The 14,988-nt window shown below is 65.9% G+C and carries 15 protein-coding genes; 13 read left to right on the top strand and 2 right to left on the bottom strand.

The window, feature by feature from the left end:
- Positions 1–78 precede the first annotated feature (78 nt).
- The 12 genes from E4J89_RS05310 to nrdR all read left to right on the top strand — a co-directional run bounded on the left by E4J89_RS05310 (position 79) and on the right by nrdR (position 12,820).
- A complete protein-coding gene (locus E4J89_RS05310; RefSeq protein ID WP_136785070.1) occupies positions 79–873 on the top strand; it encodes a cell division protein FtsQ/DivIB in 795 nt (264 codons plus the stop codon).
- Positions 874–1,101: 228 nt separating this feature from the next.
- Complete coding sequence (gene ftsZ / locus E4J89_RS05315; protein ID WP_136785071.1) at positions 1,102–2,292, top strand: cell division protein FtsZ; 1,191 nt, start codon at positions 1,102–1,104, stop codon at positions 2,290–2,292.
- 22 nt (positions 2,293–2,314) lie between these two features.
- The gene (locus E4J89_RS05320) at positions 2,315–3,028 is read left to right on the top strand and encodes a polyphenol oxidase family protein (RefSeq protein ID WP_136785072.1); all 714 of its coding nucleotides are present in this window, start codon (positions 2,315–2,317) and stop codon (positions 3,026–3,028) included.
- Complete coding sequence (locus E4J89_RS05325; RefSeq protein WP_136785073.1) at positions 3,025–3,774, top strand: YggS family pyridoxal phosphate-dependent enzyme; 750 nt, start codon at positions 3,025–3,027, stop codon at positions 3,772–3,774. The genes E4J89_RS05320 and E4J89_RS05325 overlap by 4 nt, the downstream gene beginning before the upstream one ends.
- A gap of 95 nt (positions 3,775–3,869) precedes the next feature.
- The gene (gene sepF, locus E4J89_RS05330) at positions 3,870–4,388 is read left to right on the top strand and encodes a cell division protein SepF (protein WP_136785074.1); all 519 of its coding nucleotides are present in this window, start codon (positions 3,870–3,872) and stop codon (positions 4,386–4,388) included.
- A gap of 69 nt (positions 4,389–4,457) precedes the next feature.
- Entirely contained in the window at positions 4,458–4,745 is a 288-nt protein-coding gene (locus tag E4J89_RS05335; RefSeq protein ID WP_136785075.1) for a YggT family protein, read from the top strand.
- 151 nt (positions 4,746–4,896) lie between these two features.
- The gene (locus tag E4J89_RS05340) at positions 4,897–5,562 is read left to right on the top strand and encodes a DivIVA domain-containing protein (protein ID WP_136785076.1); all 666 of its coding nucleotides are present in this window, start codon (positions 4,897–4,899) and stop codon (positions 5,560–5,562) included.
- Between the two features lie 128 nt (positions 5,563–5,690).
- Positions 5,691–6,323 carry a signal peptidase II gene (gene lspA, locus E4J89_RS05345; protein ID WP_136785077.1) on the top strand — a complete coding sequence of 211 codons (633 nt, stop codon included), beginning with the start codon at positions 5,691–5,693 and terminating at the stop codon, positions 6,321–6,323.
- Positions 6,316–7,251 carry an RluA family pseudouridine synthase gene (locus E4J89_RS05350; RefSeq protein ID WP_240691729.1) on the top strand — a complete coding sequence of 312 codons (936 nt, stop codon included), beginning with the start codon at positions 6,316–6,318 and terminating at the stop codon, positions 7,249–7,251. The genes lspA and E4J89_RS05350 overlap by 8 nt, the downstream gene beginning before the upstream one ends.
- A 45-nt stretch (positions 7,252–7,296) precedes the next feature.
- Entirely contained in the window at positions 7,297–10,839 is a 3,543-nt protein-coding gene (gene dnaE, locus E4J89_RS05355; RefSeq protein ID WP_136785270.1) for a DNA polymerase III subunit alpha, read from the top strand.
- A gap of 35 nt (positions 10,840–10,874) precedes the next feature.
- Positions 10,875–12,218 (top strand): histidinol dehydrogenase, encoded by a 1,344-nt coding sequence (hisD, locus tag E4J89_RS05360; protein ID WP_240691730.1) that lies wholly within the window; start codon positions 10,875–10,877, stop codon positions 12,216–12,218.
- A gap of 101 nt (positions 12,219–12,319) precedes the next feature.
- Entirely contained in the window at positions 12,320–12,820 is a 501-nt protein-coding gene (gene nrdR / locus E4J89_RS05365) for a transcriptional regulator NrdR (RefSeq protein WP_136785079.1), read from the top strand.
- Positions 12,821–12,883: 63 nt separating this feature from the next.
- Here nrdR and ppgK read toward each other — a convergent pair whose 3' ends face one another.
- A complete protein-coding gene (ppgK, locus tag E4J89_RS05370; protein WP_136785080.1) occupies positions 12,884–13,702 on the bottom strand; it encodes a polyphosphate--glucose phosphotransferase in 819 nt (272 codons plus the stop codon).
- A 78-nt stretch (positions 13,703–13,780) separates the two neighbouring features.
- On the bottom strand, positions 13,781–14,659 hold the full coding sequence (gene map, locus E4J89_RS05375; protein WP_136785081.1) for a type I methionyl aminopeptidase: 879 nt from the start codon (positions 14,657–14,659) through the stop codon (positions 13,781–13,783).
- A gap of 93 nt (positions 14,660–14,752) precedes the next feature.
- Here map and E4J89_RS05380 point away from each other — a divergent pair, with 93 nt between their 5' ends.
- On the top strand, positions 14,753–14,920 hold the full coding sequence (locus tag E4J89_RS05380; protein ID WP_136785082.1) for an SPOR domain-containing protein: 168 nt from the start codon (positions 14,753–14,755) through the stop codon (positions 14,918–14,920).
- Positions 14,921–14,988 lie beyond the last annotated feature (68 nt).

The following is a 14,988-nucleotide window of genomic DNA, read 5'->3' on the forward strand; positions in this document are numbered from 1 at the left end:
TCTGGGACTGGGACTGGGACTGGGTCTGGGTCTGGGGCAGCCCGGAGTAAATCAGCACCTGCGTCGTCACAGCAGCGCATGGCGGGCGCGTTGGAGCGGTGGCGCGGCCACAAGGCGGGCTCGTCCCAGCTCCCAGGCCCCGGCGGATCCGACAGCACGGTGGTCAGCTTCCCCGAACCTGCCCGGCGGAAGACCCGGCGCCGGCTGCTGATCGCGGCAGGCACCGTCGTCGTGCTCCTTGCCGTCATGATGTCGGTCATTTTTCTATCGCCGGCGCTGGCGGTGAAGACCATCACCGTCGAGGGGACCAAACTGACCGACTCTGCCGCGCTGAGCGAGGCACTGGAGCCGTTGAAGGGGATCCCCCTGGCGCGCGTCGGTGAACGGGAAGTGGCCGGCCACGTGGACCACCTTCCGGCGGTCGAGTCCGTGGAGGTCGTCGCCAAACCGCCCTCCGAACTGCATGTCCGGATTATCGAGCACACCCCGGTTGCCGTTCTCAAGGACGGCAAGAAATTCGTGCTGATCGACGAATCGGGCAAGGCGCTGGCCTCGGTCCGCAAACGCAGCGAGGCGAAACTTCCCTTGATCGACGGGGACAAGGCGGCCGAGGATCCCGACGTCTTCGCGTCCATCACCGGCGTGCTCGGCGCGCTGTCGCCGGAGGTGCTGAAGCAGCTCGACCATGCCTCGGCCCGGTCAGTGGACTCGGTGGAACTCCAATTGAGCAACGGCCAAAAGGTGCTGTGGGGCAACGCCGGGCAGCAGGAACTCAAAGCCACCGTGCTGCAGGCGCTGTTGCAGGCGAAGGGCGTCAAGGGCAAAGCCAGCGTCATCGATGTGAGCACCCCCACGCGGCCGGTGACCCGCTGAGACCCGTGAAGGACGGCCGGAAATATGCAGCAGCCGCCGATCGCGCGACACGCGGAGTCCGGTCATTGTGCCAGCCCAACCTTCCGTCTAGCGTCTCGGATAGGAACTACTTGACATAACTCTAACCTTCAAGTTGAAGGTTAAGGTTCAGGTGAAACTACCGGACCGGGTACCCGCCCGCTTCGGCAGAACTGATCAGTGCACAGACTCGAGCAAGGGACACAGGACGTGGCAGCACCGCAGAATTACTTGGCCGTCATCAAAGTCGTCGGCATCGGCGGCGGTGGCGTGAATGCCGTCAACCGGATGATCGAGGTGGGGCTCCGCGGCGTGGAGTTCATCGCCATCAATACGGATGCCCAGGCACTGTTGATGAGCGACGCCGACGTCAAGCTCGACGTCGGACGGGAACTCACCCGCGGGCTGGGTGCCGGAGCGGACCCGGAGGTGGGCCGCAAGGCCGCCGAAGACCACGCCGAAGAGATCGAGGAAGTCCTGCGCGGGGCGGACATGGTCTTCGTGACGGCAGGCGAAGGCGGCGGCACCGGTACCGGCGGCGCACCCGTGGTGGCCCGGATCGCCCGTTCGCTCGGCGCGCTGACCATCGGTGTCGTCACCCGGCCATTCACGTTCGAGGGCCGCCGCCGGTCGAACCAGGCCGAAACCGGCATCGAGACGCTGCGCGACGAAGTCGACACCCTGATCGTGATCCCGAACGACCGACTGCTCTCCATCAGCGACCGCAACGTCTCCATGCTGGATGCCTTCCGGTCCGCCGACCAGGTCCTGCTGTCCGGCGTCCAGGGCATTACCGACCTGATTACCACGCCCGGCCTGATCAACCTTGACTTCGCCGACGTCAAGTCCGTGATGCAGGGTGCCGGCTCGGCGCTGATGGGTATTGGCTCCGCCCGCGGAGAGGACCGCGCAGTCAAGGCCGCCGAACTGGCCATTGCGTCTCCGCTGCTGGAAGCATCCATCGACGGTGCACACGGTGTGCTGCTCTCCATCCAGGGCGGATCGGATCTTGGCCTGTTCGAAATCAACGAGGCCGCGCGACTGGTGCAGGAGGTCGCCCACCCGGAGGCGAACATCATCTTCGGCGCCGTCATCGACGATGCGCTCGGCGACGAAGCGCGGGTGACCGTCATCGCCGCCGGCTTCGACCAGGTGGACGTCACCTCCGCTGCCCCGACCCAGAAGCCGGCCGTGGCGCCGGCCGGTGCTCCCGCGGTCCCTGCGGCACAGCCCTCCGTGCCGGTTTCCGAACCGACCGAGCATAGCTTCGGCGGCATGGTGGCGCAGCCCGCACACATTCCCGCCGATGCAGGCTTCGACATGGACCTTCCGGCCATCGTTGAGCCGGACCTCAGCTCGGGCCGTGTCGACGACCTGGATGTTCCGGATTTCTTGAAGTAACCAGCCCAAGAAGGATTCGGCAGTGTTCTGGTGGAAGCAGCAGGTCCACACCGGTGTGTGGGCCGCTTTTACCGACAGCTCGGCCGGCAATTTGGGCCTCCATGTGGGGGATGACGCCGCCGCCGTGCGCCGTCGGCGCGGATTGCTGGAGGATGCCCTGCAGGTTCCGGCCGGCTCGCTGCGCTTCATGAACCAAGTGCACTCCGCCGATGCCGCGGTCGTCGCAGCCGACGGTCCCGCTTCGTCGCAGCCGGCCGTGACGGCCGATGCGCTGGTAAGTCCCGACGGCGGGGCGCCGCTGGCCGTGATGGTGGCGGACTGCCTGCCGGTGGTGCTGGTGGGGACGCTGCCCGGCGGAGGCGCGGCCACTGCGGTGGCCCATGCCGGCCGCCGCGGCCTGCTGGATGGCGTGCTGGCCAACGCCGTGACGGGGCTTCGTGATGCGGGCGCCGCCGAACTGCAGGCATGGATCGGCCCGTCCATCTGCGGGGCCTGCTATGAGGTTCCCGAAGACATGCAGGCCGATGCCACCGCCCGGATTCCCGAGCTGGCGTCGCGGACCGCCTGGGGCACGCCGGCACTGGACCTCGCCGCCGGCGCCACGGCAGAACTGGCCGGACTCGGTGTGGAGGCGCACCGGGTGCCTGGCTGCACCAGGGAAGAAAGCCGGTTGTACTCCTACCGGCGGGATCACAGCACCGGCCGGTTCGCCGGTCTGGTCTGGAAGGACGCATGAACAGCAACACCCGGAAGGCCGAACTCGCGGCGAACCTGGAACGAGTCCGGGCCCGGATCGCCCGGGCCGCCGCGGGCCGCCCGGCGGAACCGGACCTGATTGTGGTGACGAAGTTCTTCCCGGCCTCCGACGTCGCGCTGCTGCATGACCTGGGTGTGCGCGACGTCGGGGAGAATCGGGACCAGGAAGCTGCCGCGAAGGCGGCGGAGCTGGCCGGCCGCGGGCTGCGCTGGCATTTCATCGGACAACTGCAAACCAACAAGGCGAAGTCGGTGGTCCGCTACGCCGATCTGATCCATTCGGTGGACCGGCCGCAGCTGGTCCGCGCATTGGGCAAGGCCATGGCCACCGAGCAGGAACGGCGGCAGGCTGCCGGGCTGGAGCGGCGTGCGGCCCTCGGCTGCCTGATCCAAGTGGACCTTGACGAAACAGACCTGCCGCAGGCCGCCGGAACGGCGGCGCGCGGCGGTGCCCGGCCCGAAGAAATCCGCGCGCTGGCCACTGCCCTTCAGGAGACCGAGGGGCTGACTCCGGCGGGGCTGATGGCGGTTGCGCCGTTGGGGGCAGACCCGGCCCGCGCCTTCGACCGGCTGGCGGAGTTCTCGCAACTGCTCCGGCAAGAGCATCCCGGGGCCGACATGATCTCGGCGGGGATGAGCCAGGACCTGGAAGCAGCGGTGGCCGCGGGCGCGACACACCTCCGTGTCGGATCAGATGTCCTCGGACCACGACCGGCGGTGCGGTAGCGTTTTGGCTAGGCAGGCTCTGTGCCGGACCCCATTTTCATGACCGGGGACCGCGCAAGGCAGACAGCAGCGCTGAAGACAGGATGGGAGCTACCATGGCAGGCACACTGCGCAAGACAATGATTTATCTTGGGCTCGCCGATGGTGACGAGCACTACGAACCCGAGCAGCCGGACACGGCCGCTCGAGACGAGGAGCAGCCCGTGGACCAGCCCCGACAGGAGCGCCGTGCCGAGCCTGCAGCGGCACCGGTCAAGCCGGCTGCCGAGGAATACCGGGCACCGGTGACCCCGATCAAGCGCGCTCCGTCCGCCCGCGAGGATGCCACCGTGCTGCACCAGATCACCACCGTGCACCCCCGCTCCTACAACGATGCCAAAGTGATCGGCGAGAGTTTCCGGGACGGCATCCCGGTGATCATGAATGTCACCGATATGGGCGAAGCGGAAGCCAAGCGCCTGGTCGATTTCTCTGCCGGCCTGGTCTTCGGCCTGCACGGTAGCATTGAGCGGGTAACCAACAAGGTTTTCCTCCTCTCGCCGTCAAGCGTGGAAGTGCTGGGTGAGGACCGCAAGTCCAGCGACCAGCAGGCCAGCTTCTTCAACCAGAGCTAGCCTGCCGCACTTTCCGGGAGGCGTGCCGCCCGTCAAAATCCTTCTAGCGCTAGGAATCGTGGAACAGGCGTGTCCATCATTTTCGTCCTGCTGTACCTGATCTTGATGTTGTTCCAACTGGCCTTGATCGTGCGCATCGTTTTCGAAGTCGTGCAGGCCTTCGCCCGGCGCTGGCGGCCTCGCGGCATCGCGCTGGTCGCGGCTTCCGTGATCTACACAGTGACCGACCCGCCGCTGAAGGGCCTTCGGCGGATCATTCCGCCGCTGCGGATCGGCGGATTCGCGCTCGATCTCGCCTTCCTGGTGCTGTTCCTTGCCGTGACCATCGCGATGGCGGTTGTGGCGGGGCTGGCCTGACCGAAGGTGCGTTAGTGTTCGTCTCCGAAACGATATATTCTGATTCAGATATAGCTGGCGGATGTCCGTTGCACGGGGACTATTCGCTACCGTTGTTATGAATCCAGCACGTTGCATTCATGACCCACACGAACCAGTATGAGGTGACCAGATGGCTTTGACGCCAGAAGACGTTGTCAACAAGCGGTTCCAGCCGACTAAGTTCCGCGAAGGCTATGACCAGGATGAGGTTGACGACTTTCTCGATGAGATCGTCGTTGAACTCCGCCGGCTGAACCAGGAGAACGACGAACTTCGCAAGAAGCTGGCTGAAGCCACGTCGGGCCAGGCTCCGGAGGCCTCCGTGCCGGCCCCGGTCTCCGCCGCACCGAAGACCGAACAGGTCCGGGAACAGGTCAAGGAAGAGCCCAAGGTCGAGGTCAAGCCGAAGGAAGAGCCGAAGCCGGCTCCGGCCGCCGCCGCAGCTCCCGAAACCGACCGCTCCGCTACCGCCGAGTCGGCTGCAGGCGTGTTGGCCATGGCCCAGAAGCTCCACGACGAGTACGTCACCGCCGGCGTGGAGCAGCGGGACAAGATCATTGCCGAGGCGCAGCTCGAAGCCAGCAGCCTGGTCAATGACGCCGAAGAAAAGAGCCGCAAGACCCTGGGCAACCTCGAGCAGCAGAAGGCTGTGCTGGAGCGCAAGCTCGAGCAGCTGCGCGGCTTCGAGCGCGACTACCGCGCCCGTCTGAAGGCCTACATCGAAGGCCAGCTGCGCGATCTGGAAGCCCGCGGCTCCTTCGCTGCCCCCGAGGTCAAGGACAGCGCCGACGCGTAAGCGCGGAAGGTAACTGACGGCCCTGTTCGACAGGGCTCCCCATGGCCGGCGCCGGGATCATCCTGCCGCCGGCCATTGCCTTTGGACACCGCAGCGGTGCCCCGGACGGCACTGAAGACGAGAGAGACATGTCAGAAACTCCACCGGCAGCTGATCCATCCAACGAAGGGGCGGCGGCCGACGCCGGACAACGCAAGGGCAGCGGCCGGTTCATCCTGCTGCTGGCCGGGTGCGCGGCCTTCGCCTATGCCTTTGACCAACTGACCAAGTGGTGGGTCGTGTCCACCATGACCGAGGGGCAGATCACTCCGGTGCTGCCGCCGCTGTTGCACTGGCACTTCATCCGCAACTCGGGTGCGGCGTTCTCCATCGGCCAGGACCACACCTGGGTGTTTACCCTGGTGATGTCGGCGGTAGCCATCGCGATCCTGGTTTACGCCCGCAAGGTCCGCTCCCTGTGGTGGTCGGTGGCGCTCGGCTTCCTGCTCGGCGGCGCGCTGGGCAACCTGACCGACCGGCTGTTCCGAGAACCGGCTTTCGGCGTCGGGCACGTGGTGGATTTCATCGCCTTCCCGAACTTTGCCATCTTCAACATCGCGGACTCCGCCGTCGTCGGCGCGGTCATCCTGTGGTGCGTGCTGACCTTCATGGGCATCGGCATGGACGGCACCCGGCAGACCGCCAAGACCGCGGACCGCACATCGGGCGGGGACGGGAAGCCGCTCGATGGGGGCAAGCCGGCAGGGGAGAGCGGTGACTGACGACGTCAGGGTCGTCGAGCTGGACGCCGGGACGGCCGGCGAACGGGCGGACACGGTGGTGGCCGCGCAGCTGGGCATCTCGCGCACGGCCGCAGCGGCACTTTTCGGCGACAAACACGTGCAACTGGATGGCCGTGCCATAGCCAAATCGGCGAAGTTGCCGGGACAGGGAAGCCTGCGCATCACCGTCCCGGAGCAGCGGGATCCGCTCGCCGTCGTGGTGGAAGAGGTTGAGGATTTGAAGATTCTCGGAGACGAGGACGATTTCGTCGTCATCGACAAACCGGTGGGCGTGGCAGCGCATCCGTCGCCGGGCTGGGTGGGCCCCACCGTGGTCGGCGCCCTGGCTGCGCGCGGCTACCGGATTTCGACGTCGGGTGCGGCCGAACGGGCTGGGATTGTCCACCGGCTGGACGTGGGAACGTCCGGCGTGATGGTGGTGGCCAAGACAGAACACGGCTACACGCTGCTGAAGCGAGCCTTCAAGGACCGCACGGTGGACAAGGTCTATCACGCCCTCGTGCAGGGACTGCCCGATCCGCTGGAAGGCACGATCGACGCGCCGATCGGCCGGCACCCCGGCTACGACTGGCGCTTCGCCGTCGTCGAGGACGGACGCCATTCGCTGACCCATTATGAGGTCATCGAGGCTTTCGGCAAGGCCTCGTTGGTCGAAGTCCATTTGGAAACCGGCCGGACGCACCAGATCCGCGTCCACTTTTCGGCGCTCCGGCATCCCTGTGCGGGCGACCTGACCTACGGCGCCGATCCGAAACTTGCCGCAGCGCTGGGCCTGACCCGGCAATGGCTGCACGCCAAAAAGCTTGGCTTCCATCACCCCGGCACCGGGGAATGGGTCGAATACGAAAGCGAGTACCCGCAGGACCTGGCTTACGCGCTGCAGGCACTGGCCGAACACCGCGTGTAGCCCGGACTGGCTGGCTCCGACACCTAGAATGAAACGGTGGCAGCAGTGACTTCTTCCAAGACCGGCAACGATTCCTTCGTTCATCTTCACAACCACACCGAGTACTCGATGCTCGACGGGGCCGCGCGGCTGACGGACTTGTTCAGCCACACCGAGGAACTGGGCATGAACGCGGTGGCGACGACGGACCACGGGTTCGTCTTCGGTGCCTTCGATTTCTGGAGCAAGGCCCGCAACGCCGGGGTCAAGCCGATTGTCGGCGTCGAAGCCTACCTGACCCCGGGCACCGCCCGGGCGGACAAGACGCGCGTGCGCTGGGGCGACGGCGGACGCAACGACGTCTCCGGCGCCGGCGCCTACACCCACATGACCATGTGGGCCGAGACCACCGAGGGCATGCACAACCTCTTCCGCGCCTCGTCGCTGGCGTCGCTGGAAGGCTATCTGTACAAGCCCCGAATGGACCGGGACCTGCTGCAGACCTACGGCAAGGGCCTGATCGCCACCACCGGCTGCCCATCCGGCGAAGTCCAGACGAAGCTGCGGCTGGGCCTCTACAACGAAGCCAAGCAGGCGGCCTCCGACTTCCGGGACATCTTCGGCAAGGAAAACTTTTTCTGCGAGCTGATGGACCACGGCCTGGACATCGAACGCAACGTGCAGACCGACCTGCGGAAACTGGCACGCGAACTTGGGCTGCCGTTCGTGGCCACCAACGACCTTCACTACACCCACGCCGAGGATGCGAAATCGCACGCGGCACTGCTGTGTGTGCAATCGGGCTCGTCGCTGGCCGACCCCAAGCGCTTCAAGTTCGACGCCGACGAGTTCTACCTGAAGTCCCCGGCGGAGATGCGGGCCATTTTCCGCGACGTGCCGGAAGCGTGCGACAACACCCTGCTGATCGCCGAGCGCTGCAACGTGGAGTTCAACACCAAGGCCTCCTACATGCCGGTGTTCCCGGTGCCGGAGGGCGAGAACGAGGAATCCTGGTTCGTCAAGGAGGTCGAGAAGGGACTGCACTACCGGTTCCCGACCGGCATCCCCGACGACGTGCGTAAGCAGGCCGAATATGAGATTGGCATCATCCTGCAGATGGGCTTTCCCGGCTACTTCCTGGTGGTGGCCGACTTCATCAATTGGTCTAAGGACAACGGCATCCGGGTTGGCCCGGGCCGCGGTTCCGGCGCCGGCTCGATGGTGGCCTACGCGATGCGCATCACCGACCTGAACCCGCTCAAGCACGGACTGATTTTCGAACGCTTCCTCAACCCCGACCGCGTCTCGATGCCTGACTTCGACGTTGACTTCGATGACCGGCGCCGCCCCGAGGTGATCAAGTACGTCACCGAGAAGTACGGTGACGACCGGGTGGCCATGATCGTCACGTACGGCACCATCAAGGCCAAGCAGGCGTTGAAGGACTCCTCCCGCGTGATGGGCTACCCGTTCTCCACCGGCGAGCGGCTGACCAAGGCCATGCCGCCGGATGTCATGGGCAAGGGCCTGACGCTGAAGGAAGTGCACGATCCCAGCGCCAAGCGCTACGGCGAGGCCGAGGAGATGCGCGAACTGCTCAAGTCGGACGCAGATTCCGCCAAGGTCTTCGAAACCGCCCTGGGCTTGGAAGGGCTGAAGCGCCAGTGGGGTGTGCACGCAGCCGGCGTGATCATGTCCTCGGATCCGCTGATCGACATCATTCCGATCATGCGCCGGGAACAGGACGGCCAGGTCATTACGCAGTTCGACTATCCCACCTGTGAAGGCCTCGGCCTGATCAAGATGGACTTCCTCGGCCTGCGCAACCTGACGATCATCACCGACGCCATCGAGAACATCAAGATGAACCAGGACGTGGACCTGGATCTTGAAACGCTGGACCTCGACGACCGCGGGTCCTACGAACTGCTCGCCCGCGGCGACACCCTGGGCGTCTTCCAGCTCGACGGCGGCCCGATGCGGTCGCTGCTGAAGATGATGCGGCCGGACAACTTCGAAGACATCTCCGCCGTGATCGCCCTGTACCGGCCGGGTCCGATGGGCGCCAACTCGCACACCAACTACGCCCTGCGCAAGACCGGCCTCCAGGAGATCACCCCGATCCACCCGGAGCTGGAAGAACCGCTGCGGGAAATCCTGGACACCACCTACGGCCTGATCGTGTATCAGGAGCAGGTGATGGCGATCGCCCAGAAGGTGGCCGGCTTCTCGCTGGGCCAAGCGGACATTCTGCGGCGTGCGATGGGCAAGAAGAAGAAGTCCGAGCTGGACAAGCAGTATGAGGGCTTCCACCAGGGCATGGTGGACCGCGGCTACTCCGAGGCGGCCATCAAGGCGCTGTGGGACATCCTGCTGCCGTTCTCCGACTATGCCTTCAACAAGGCACACTCGGCCGCCTACGGCCTGGTCTCCTACTGGACGGCCTACCTGAAGGCGCACTACCCGGCCGAATACATGGCCGCGCTGCTCACCTCGGTGGGCGACGACAAGGACAAACTGGCGCTGTACCTGAACGAATGCCGCCACATGGGCATCACCGTGCTGCCGCCGGATGTCAACGAATCCGCGCTGAACTTCACCCCTGTGGGCAAGGACATCCGCTTCGGCATGGGCGCCATCCGCAACGTCGGCGCCAACGTGGTGCACGCCATGGTGGCCGCCCGCGACGAGAAGGGCAACTTCGCCAGCTTCAGCGATTTCCTGCAGAAGGTTCCGGCCGTCGTCTGCAACAAGCGCACCATCGAGTCGCTGGTCAAGGCCGGCGCGTTTGACTCGCTGGGCCATCCGCGCCGCGCGCTGGCAATGATCCACGAAGAGGCGGTGGATTCGGTCATCGTGCTCAAGCGCAACGAGGCCGCCAACCAGTTCGACCTTTTCAGCGCGTTCGACGACGGCGGCGAAACCGCCGGCGGCCTCGCGGTGGATGTGCCGGACCTGCCCGAGTGGGACAAGAAGGACAAGCTAGCGTTCGAGCGCGACATGCTGGGCCTCTATGTGTCCGACCACCCGTTGCAGGGCCTGGACGGGATCCTGAGCCAGCACGCCGACATGTCGATCACTTCGCTGATCGGCGAAGACGGGCCGCCGGACGGACAGATCATCACCATTGCCGGCATGATCACCTCGCTGCAGCGCAGGATCGCCAAGAACAGCGGCAACGCCTACGCGCGGGCCGAAGTCGAGGACCTCGGCGGCTCGATGGAGGTCATGTTTTTCGGCCAGGCCTATGCGCCGATCGCCACCGTGCTGGCCGAGGACCTGATTGTGGTGGTCCGCGGGCGGCTGCAGCGCCGCGACGACGGGGCAGTCACGCTGAATGCGCAAGAACTGACCGTGCCAGACCTGAGCGACGGGCATTCCGGGCCGGTGGTGATTTCGATGGCGAGCTTCAAGGCGACCGAGTCGGTGGTGACCGCGCTGGGGGACGTGCTGCGCACCCATCCCGGCACCACCGAAGTGCAGGTGCGGCTGAACAGCTCCCGCAAGGTCGAGGTGATGAGGCTGGGTGTGGACCTGCGGGTCAATCCGAACCCCTCGCTGTTCGGCGACCTCAAGGTGCTGCTGGGGCCTGCCTGCCTCGACGCCTGACCCAGCAGGCGGCGGGCGGTCAGTAGAATGGGTGGGTGACTTCTGCAGCCAAAGCCTTTGACGATTTCCCCACGCTGGACCTGCGCGGCCGCAGCCTCGGCACCGCCGAGCTGAAAGCCGCCATGCCCCGGGCGGAGACCACGTTCGACGCCGCCACCGGCGCCGTCGAGGAGATCATCGGCAAGGTGCGCGCGGACGGTTATGCCGCCTTGGCCGATCTCGCGCGCCGGTTCGACGGTGTGGAGCAGCTTCATCCCCGGGTGCCGGCGGCGGCCATGGACGAGGCACTGGAGCAGCTGGACCCGCAGGTGCGTGCCGCGCTGGAGGAGTCCATCGTGCGTGCCCGCCGGTTCGCCGCGGCACAAGTGCCGGGGGACACCGACGTCGAGATCAGTGACGGGGCAGTGGTCACGCACAAGTGGATCCCGGTGAACCGCGTGGGGCTCTACGTCCCCGGCGGACTGGCCGTGTACCCATCCTCCGTGGTCATGAACGTCGTGCCGGCACAGGCCGCAGGCGTGGCGTCCATCGCGCTGGCGTCGCCGCCGCAGAAGGACTTCGGGTCGCTGCCGCACCCCACCATCCTGGCCGCCGCCAAGCTGCTGGGCATTGACGAGGTCTATGCCATCGGCGGCGCGCAGGCGGTTGCCGCGTTCGCCTACGGCGTGCCGGCCAACGAGCACGGCCCGGCACTGGAACCCGTGGACGTCGTCACCGGACCCGGCAACGTTTTCGTGGCCACGGCCAAACGGCTGGTCAAGAGCGTGGTGGGCATTGACGCCGAAGCCGGCACCACCGAAATAGCCATCCTGGCCGACGACACCGCCAATCCGTCCTTCGTGGCCGCCGACCTGATCAGCCAGGCCGAGCACGACCCGCATGCCGCCTCCGTCCTGATCACCGCGTCGGAGGAACTGGCGCAGGCCGTCCGCGGGGAACTCGGCGTCCAGATCGCCAGGACCAAGCACTCCGAGCGCGTTCGCCAGGCGCTGGCCGGACCGCAGTCGGGCACCATCCTGGTGGATGGGCTGGACCAGGGCATCGCGGTGTGCGACGCCTACGCCGCCGAACACCTGGAAATCCACACCACCGACGCCGCGGCGGTGGCCGCCCGGATCCGCAATGCGGGCGCGATCTTCGTGGGCGATTACAGCCCGGTGAGCCTGGGCGACTACTGCGCCGGCTCCAACCATGTGCTGCCCACCAGCGGCACCGCCACCTTCGCCAGCGGGCTCAACGTGACCACTTTCCTGCGCGCGGTCCAGGTGATCAACTATGGCAGCGCAGCGTTGCGGGAGGTCAGCGGACACATCGGCGCATTGTCCCGGGCGGAGGACCTCCCCGCACATGGCGATGCAGTAGCGATCCGGTTCGCCTGAGCGGGCCGAACCCCAACATGTAGTAATCACAGTCTTGTAATTCACCTAGATCTAGTTCTAGGATGAATTTGTTGGTGTCCCCCCCACGGAAGGAGTGTTGCGTGTATTGTCCGTTTTGCCGCAACTCCGATTCCCGGGTGGTGGACAGCCGGCTGACCGACGACGGTTCGGCGATCCGCCGGCGCCGGCAGTGCCCGGCCTGCGGGCGCCGCTTCACCACGGTGGAGACCACCAGCCTCAGCGTGATCAAGCGCTCGGGCGTCAGTGAGCCATTCAGCCGCACCAAAGTGGTCAACGGCGTGCGCAAGGCGTGCCAGGGGCGGCCGGTCACGGAAGACGACCTGGCCATGCTGGCACAGGAAGTCGAAGAATCGGTCCGTGCCAGCGGGGCCGCGGAAATCGACGCTCATGAGGTGGGCCTGGCGATCCTCGGACCGCTGAAGAAGCTGGACCTGATCGCCTTCCTGCGGTTCGCCAGCGTTTACCAGGGCTATGAGTCGCTGGAGGATTTCGAATCCGCCATCGACCAGTTGCGCCGCGATGCGCGGAAAAACGGCCAGCAGGGGCCGGAAGGCCGGCAACGGCCGTTGACAGCGCAATAGCGCACTCAGACTCCGGTGGCGGCTGCGGAGGGGAAGCCGAGGCCGCCACCGGCACCAACTTTTCTACTTGGCGAATCCAAAGTGTATGGCCGACTGCAGCGCCGCCCCGACGATGCCCGCATTGTTCCGCAGCTGCGCGGGGATGATCGGTGTGGCCAGCTGAAGCAGGGGCAGGAAGTCCTCGCTGCGTTTGGAAATGCCGCCGCCAACAATGAACAGTTCCGGCGAGAACAAAAACTCCACGTGGGAAAAGTAACGCTGCAGGCGTTTCGCGTACTCCTCCCAGTCCAGGTCTTCGCGTTCACGGGCAGCGGCAGAGGCCTTCGTCTCGGCGTCGTGCCCGTCCAGCTCCAGATGCCCCAGTTCGGCGTTGGGAACCAGCTTGCCGTTGAAGATGAACGCCGAGCCGATGCCGGTGCCCAGGGTGATCACCAGCAGGGTGCCCTTCACCCCGGCCCCGGCACCATAGCGCGCCTCGGCCAGCCCGGCCGCGTCGGCGTCGTTCATGACCTGGACCGGACGGGACATCTTGTCGGTCAGCAGCGAATCGACGTCGGTGCCGATCCAGCTGGGATCGACATTGGCTGCCGACCGGGCGACCCCATGGCGGATGATGGCCGGGAACGTGACGCCCACCGGGCGCTCCGGTCCCGGGCCGTCCGGGCGCGCGCAGAGTTCGGTGACGATGCGCGCAACGACCTCGGCGACTGCTTCCGGAGTGGACGGACGGGGAGTGTCGTAACGGATGCGTTCGCCGACCAAGTCTCCCTTTTTGAGGTCGACGATGCCGCCCTTGATGCCGGTTCCGCCGATATCGATCCCGATCGCCGAGCGTGCTGCCCGTTTGGCTGCCTTGCTGTTTTTGGCGTCCTGGGTCGCCATGCCACCTCCGTGTGCGCTTGTAGCCGGCGTGCGGAGCCGGACAATCGGTAGCCTACCCGGTGCGGAGGCGGTGCCGGTCTAGGGCAGGGTCAGGATTTCCGCGCCGGAGTCGGTGACCACCAGGGTGTGCTCGAACTGCGCGGTCCGTTTGCGGTCCTTGGTCACCACGGTCCAGTTGTCGTCCCACATCTCCCAGTCGACGGTGCCCAGGGTCAGCATCGGTTCGATGGTGAAGACCATGCCCGGCTCGATCAGCCGGCTGTAGGCGGGCGCGGCGTCGTAATGCGGGATGATCAGCCCGGTGTGGAACGCTTCGCCGACCCCATGGCCGGTGAAATCGCGGACCACTCCATAGCCGAAACGCTTCGCGAAGGACTCGATGGTCCGGCCAATGACGTTGATTTCGCGGCCAGGCGCCACCGCCTTAATACCGCGGCGCAGTGACTCCTGTGTGCGCTCCACCAGCAGGCGCGATTCCTCATCGACGTCGCCCACCAGGAAGGTGTGGTTGGTGTCCCCGTGGACGCCGTCCAGGTACGCGGTGATGTCGATGTTGATGATGTCGCCGTCCTGCACCACGGTGGTGTCCGGGATGCCATGGCAGATCACTTCATTGATCGACGAACAGATCGACTTCGGGAAACCGCGGTAGCCCAGGCAGGAGGGGTACGCGTGGTGGTCCAGCAGGAACTCGTGGCCAATCCGGTCCAGTTGATCGGTAGTGACCCCCGGTTCGATGTGCTTGCCGACCTCCACAATGGCCTGTGCAGCGATCCGTCCGGCGGTGCGGATTTTATCGATGGTCTCCGGTGTCTTTACCTCGGAACCGGTGAATTTGGCAGGCGCCGGTTTCCACGCGTACTCGGGGCGCTCGATGGAAGCGGGGACCGGCAAGGTGGGGCTGACGGTGCCTTGAACGAGGGTTCCGACGGGTGCTGTTGCTGCGTTGTGGGGCATAGTATCGATCATATAGGTGCTGCAGCGGTGCCCGAGCGAGACGTCGGCGCTCCATGGCCCGGCGGCGGCGCCATGGACTTTAAGGAGGCTGGCATGGCGGAATTCTGGTACAACGTCGTCACCCACGAAGTGGAAGTGGGCGCGCAGTCCGACTGGACGCAACTGATCGGCCCCTACGAGACGCGCGCCGAGGCCGAACAGGCGCTGCAAAAGGTGCAGCAGCGCAACGAGGCGTGGGACGCCCAGGACGACGACGACTGACCGCGTCCGCCCTCTCGCGGCAGCAAGATATATGCGGCTGGGCGGCTTTCCGCCGTCCTGGAGTGTTG

Origin of the sequence: Arthrobacter sp. CAU 1506 (assembly GCF_005047635.1) — a bacterium.
In the GTDB taxonomy this organism is placed as follows: Bacteria; Actinomycetota; Actinomycetes; order Actinomycetales; family Micrococcaceae; genus Crystallibacter.